This window comes from Gelidibacter sp., from assembly GCF_035515035.1.
Taxonomy (GTDB): Bacteria; Bacteroidota; Bacteroidia; order Flavobacteriales; family Flavobacteriaceae; genus Gelidibacter.
Genome location: NZ_DATJCA010000028.1, coordinates 1 through 4187, shown reverse-complemented (window position 1 = coordinate 4187; position 4187 = coordinate 1). Strand labels below are relative to the sequence as shown.

Sequence of the window (4187 nt, the reverse complement as noted above, 5' to 3'; positions counted from 1 at the left end):
GTTCAATGGGTACTGGATACCGTTGACTTCTTGATAAAACGCCACCTTCAGAAAATAACATTGTGCCCCTGCTCCAATAGGAACTGCGGAAGGCGTCAAGGTTACTGTTGCCGTGGTGTGATCAATAGGCAAGTTTGTAATCGGACTTAACCTCAGGTCCTTGTCGCCCGTAGTGAAGTCTATATTCAGGAATCCTGAGATTAGACTTACATGGGTGGAACCTTCCGGAGCATACATTCTTTGGGCAGGCGTAAAATCGGCGATCACTATCTCGCCCGTTGCTGTGTCCAAATTGATGTCCGACAATACCACAGCGCTCAAAATGGCTCTGTTGTTGAAGTTAAAGCCTCTTAAGGCCAATTGCCCTTGTGGTGTGGTAATTCCCACAGCCACATTGCGTTCGCCGCGTGGACTGATGGCATCTTCGTTTTTGACCAATGACATTACACGGGTCAGTCGTGAAGTTACCAAACCGTCCTTTGCATCGACCATCAGATCCAGAATGGCGCGCCTCAGCATTTTTCCGCTGGTTGCTGCCATTCCAAATTCTGAACCATTTTCACGGGTTCTTGCAAACGCTGGATCTTTAGCCATTCGTGATTTGCTTACGCCACCTTTGGTGCGTACTAAATACCCTTCTCTGCCCTTGTAAAAGGTAAGGTCGTCCAGAGTTCCTTCGACCTTGATTAAGCTTTTTAATTTTGCCATAATTTTAATTTTTGTGAGGACAGGATTTATTGTCCTCGGATTATACAATTTGTTTGTTTGGTATCCAGCACCTGGGCGCGCAAAACATCGGCCGCTGTTTTTATATATCCAGGTTTGGATCCGAGGCTAAATTATTGGGAAAGCTCTTTGGTGGTTTACCATTGTTGCCGCTATGGCGGTTTGTTGCTGAAATGGAATGGTTCTTCAGTTTTATCTCCTTTTTGATGTAGTTTTTAGTTTTTTGTATCCCTAACTCATTCTTGCCACATTTTTCAAATTTGCCGTTTTTTACCATTTATTACCCTTTTTGCCGAATTGCTTGTGCCATGCTCTATCCATGGAGTATCTATGGAGTATCTATAGAGTATCTATGGGGGAGATTGGTTGTTCAGAGTTAAACAGTTTTTAATTAACGATTAACGATTGAAGAGTTTTGATTTTGAATGACGAATAACGGTCAACGCTAATCAGGGAAGTTCATCAGAGTTCAGGGTTTAGAGTTAAACAGGTTTTAATTAACGATTAACGATTAACGAATGAAGAGTTTTGATTTTGAATAACGAATGACGGTCAACATTCATGGGCGGGGAAGCACGCGCCAGCGGTTAAGCAGTATGCAGTATTCAGTCTGCAGTAGGCAGTCTTCAGTCACAGTTTTCAGTCTTTCCGCCTACGTTATGGCTACGAAGAATGCAGTCTTGGGTTGTTTTTCTGAAAAAAGGAAAGTATGGACACGAGTGGGAGGCCCGCGCCAGCGATGTTATGTTCTTCGGTTGAGCAGGTCGCAGACCTGATCATACGGCAATCCCAAATAATCGCATGCTTCGGCAATGGTGATCAATTGGTGTTTCTTTTTTTTGTGCAGTAGCCGAATGTCGCGCATAATGTCTCTTGCATAACGTTCGCTCTTTCCCGTTATCCAACAAATATCCTTACTGTAAATACAAATTCTTTGCATCAGAAGATTATTTTTTAAAGTGAAAAAGTTAATGGCAGTCTGCGGTCGGCAGCCCGCCCGTACCGTTGGCCCGAACTAATTCCAGTAGAAAATGATACGTTCGGGCGAGTCGGCAGTTGGCAGTCTTCAGTCAGCAGTCAACAGTCTTCAGTTGATAGGCAGCAGTTGGCAGTGATCCGTTTAGAGTTTTCGGAATACATTTTCCTCGAAAGTTACGGATGGTCGGTCTTGTGTTTAGCTTTACCTATGCGCCGCCGGGTAGGTGGACGGGCAGGTAGTCGGATGGGTAGGTTTTTGATTTAGTCATGGGAGCAGGATTAGGTTTGGGTTTAGGAATCTTTTTTAAATCTTTTTGTTAGGTGTTTTTTAAGCTATTGTTATTGCAGAATAATTGGTTATCAGGTTATTGTTGTTTATAAGTAATCTAATTCTGTAGTGGAAACTATAAAATAATATGTGATGTTTATAATTATGAGATATCATTTTTCCTTGTTAATCCCTTTGGGAATAGAAAATCTCCCTTAGAGCAAAAAACCAGCTTAATTTCCTGTAAAACTTTGATTTAAAAAGTGTTATGAGTTTTTTGCGTTAAACGGATTGGTTTTTTTCATAAGTTAGAGGCTCCAATCAATCTTCATGCTTATGAAAGAGACCACTTACTCTAAAATTTGGATGGCAGATGGCATTCTTATTTTTGTATATAAACCACTTCCTATCCTTGATTATAGTACGGCAAAAATTGTGGTAAATGAGCGACTTCATTATCAACAAGACGTTTGTTATCCGGTATTGTGCAATCTTCAAGGTATAAAGGATGCTGATAAATCGGCACGGGATTATCTTGCGAATGAAGGTTCGTTTTTATTAAAAGCTGTAGCAATGGTTGACACAAGAGCGATTATAGAGGCGCTATTGCGTGTTTATATCCACCGGAGCAAACCGCTCATTCCGACTCAGTTGTTTGAAAACCAATATGAGGCTATGCATTTTCTAAAATCCTATCGCTGATGCAAAGTCCGTTTAATAAACATCGACTACAGCAAATCCAACGGTTGCTCATGACATTGATTGTTGGAGGGGGATCCTATCAAATAGAACGTTCAGAGGAAGATGATGATATTGAATTGGTGCTTATGACGACCAACCTTCTGGTGGAGGAGCTGGCCGATACCTAGCGGTATGTAGGGTATTTGGATTCGCCGGAGGCCATCAAGGAATATGTACATATGCTATTTGTTCTGGATACCGGTTTTCAAGTGCGGTATGTCAACAACACCGTTCATACGTTATTGGGACAGGAATTTGATGTGTTAATAAAGGCTCCTTTTTCTGATCTGTTAACGGCAGAATCATTGTCAAGCTGGCAATTGATTGCGCGCGATCTACTTTATAAGGGTAATTATCACGGGATACATGACCTTTCTTTTAAGGTTCAGGGGGCGTTAACCAAAAGATGCACTTGTGCTTTTAGTACCGTTTTCATAGAGGAATGGTCTGTATCTTTTATTTTGGTGACCACCTTTGAGACTTCACTGAACAGATTGTTTATAGAAGATAGAATCAAGGCCCTATTAGCATCAGGAGATTTAAGATCTCGTGTGAAATCAAACCCTCGCTTTAAACTATCCAATGAAAAGGATGTTCGAATTATTCAGAGCGTCCGGGACTGTATTCTCCAGAACATTTCACAACCGCTTCCTGGGTTACGGGTTTTGGCCCATGAATTTGGTACCAATGAGCACAAATTAAAAAATGGCTTTAAGCAATTGTATGGTACTTCTGTTTACCGTTTTTTGACCCAAGAGCGCTTAAAACGAGCCAGAATGCTACTGCAGAATACAAGCCTGCCGGTGAAAGGAATTGCTCAAATGATCGGCTTTAAAAACATGTCCCATTTTTCGAAAGCATTTAAAAAGCAATATGGCGTCACGCCGATGGCTTTGAGGAAGTAATCCCGATTCAAAATTTAAGATTCAAGATTCAAATTGATTCTACTCCCTCTGAGACTATCGGTTATCCTTTTGAAAACATTACAATTCACGAATTTTATTCCTACTTAAGATTCAGGTTATGAAATTGAAATGGAACATATTGAGAAACTACTTCGTAGAGATTGGCATTTATTTGTGTGCGTTCTTATTTGTGTATGCCGCCGTAAGCAAATTGATGGATTTTGAAACTTTTGAAACCCAGTTGGGGCAATCTCCGTTATTGAGTGCTTATGCCAAACCGGTAGCCATTGGAGTGCCATTGTTGGAGTTGCTTATATCGCTTCTCTTAGTGTTTAAGCGCACCAAACGTATTGCTCTATATGGTTTTTTTGCCATGATGGTCATGTTTACGACTTATATAGTTATCATCCTGAACTTTACTGATTTTGTGCCTTGTTCTTGTGGTGGGGTATTGGAGACCTTGGGGTGGACAGAGCATTTGATATTTAATGGGGTGTTTGTTTTGCTTTCAGGCTACTTATTATGGTCTTTTTTAGAGAAAGGCCGAAAGAAGTTCTGGGTTTTGGGAG

The 4187-nt window shown here is 41.0% G+C and carries 6 protein-coding genes; 4 read left to right on the top strand and 2 right to left on the bottom strand.

From position 1 onward, the window contains the following. Positions 1–708 (bottom strand): hypothetical protein (locus VLZ86_RS02280; protein ID WP_325448303.1); only part of this gene is annotated, 708 nt, incomplete at its 3' end. 760 nt (positions 709–1468) lie between these two features. After that, positions 1469–1666, bottom strand: a complete 198-nt coding sequence (locus tag VLZ86_RS02275) for a hypothetical protein (protein WP_325448301.1) — start codon at positions 1664–1666, stop codon at positions 1469–1471. A 642-nt stretch (positions 1667–2308) separates the two neighbouring features. On the opposite strand from VLZ86_RS02275, the gene VLZ86_RS02270 reads away from it, so the two are divergent. From VLZ86_RS02270 to VLZ86_RS02255, 4 genes are all read left to right on the top strand, one after another. Next, complete coding sequence (locus VLZ86_RS02270; protein WP_325448299.1) at positions 2309–2674, top strand: hypothetical protein; 366 nt, start codon at positions 2309–2311, stop codon at positions 2672–2674. After that, a complete protein-coding gene (locus VLZ86_RS02265) occupies positions 2674–2841 on the top strand; it encodes a hypothetical protein (protein ID WP_325448297.1) in 168 nt (55 codons plus the stop codon). The genes VLZ86_RS02270 and VLZ86_RS02265 overlap by 1 nt, the downstream gene beginning before the upstream one ends. 15 nt (positions 2842–2856) lie before the next feature. Next, entirely contained in the window at positions 2857–3618 is a 762-nt protein-coding gene (locus VLZ86_RS02260; RefSeq protein WP_325448295.1) for an AraC family transcriptional regulator, read from the top strand. 118 nt (positions 3619–3736) lie between these two features. Beyond that, on the top strand, positions 3737–4187 hold a 451-nt coding region (locus VLZ86_RS02255), incomplete at its 3' end, for a MauE/DoxX family redox-associated membrane protein (RefSeq protein WP_325448293.1).

What these genes read in the sequence shown, in the direction of transcription:
- VLZ86_RS02275 (WP_325448301.1), bottom strand. Translation starts at nt 1,666, where the DNA reads ATGCAAAGAATTTGTATTTACAGTAAGGATATTTGTTGGATAACGGGA.
- VLZ86_RS02270 (WP_325448299.1), top strand. Translation starts at nt 2,309, where the DNA reads ATGAAAGAGACCACTTACTCTAAAATTTGGATGGCAGATGGCATTCTT.
- VLZ86_RS02265 (WP_325448297.1), top strand. Translation starts at nt 2,674, where the DNA reads ATGCAAAGTCCGTTTAATAAACATCGACTACAGCAAATCCAACGGTTG.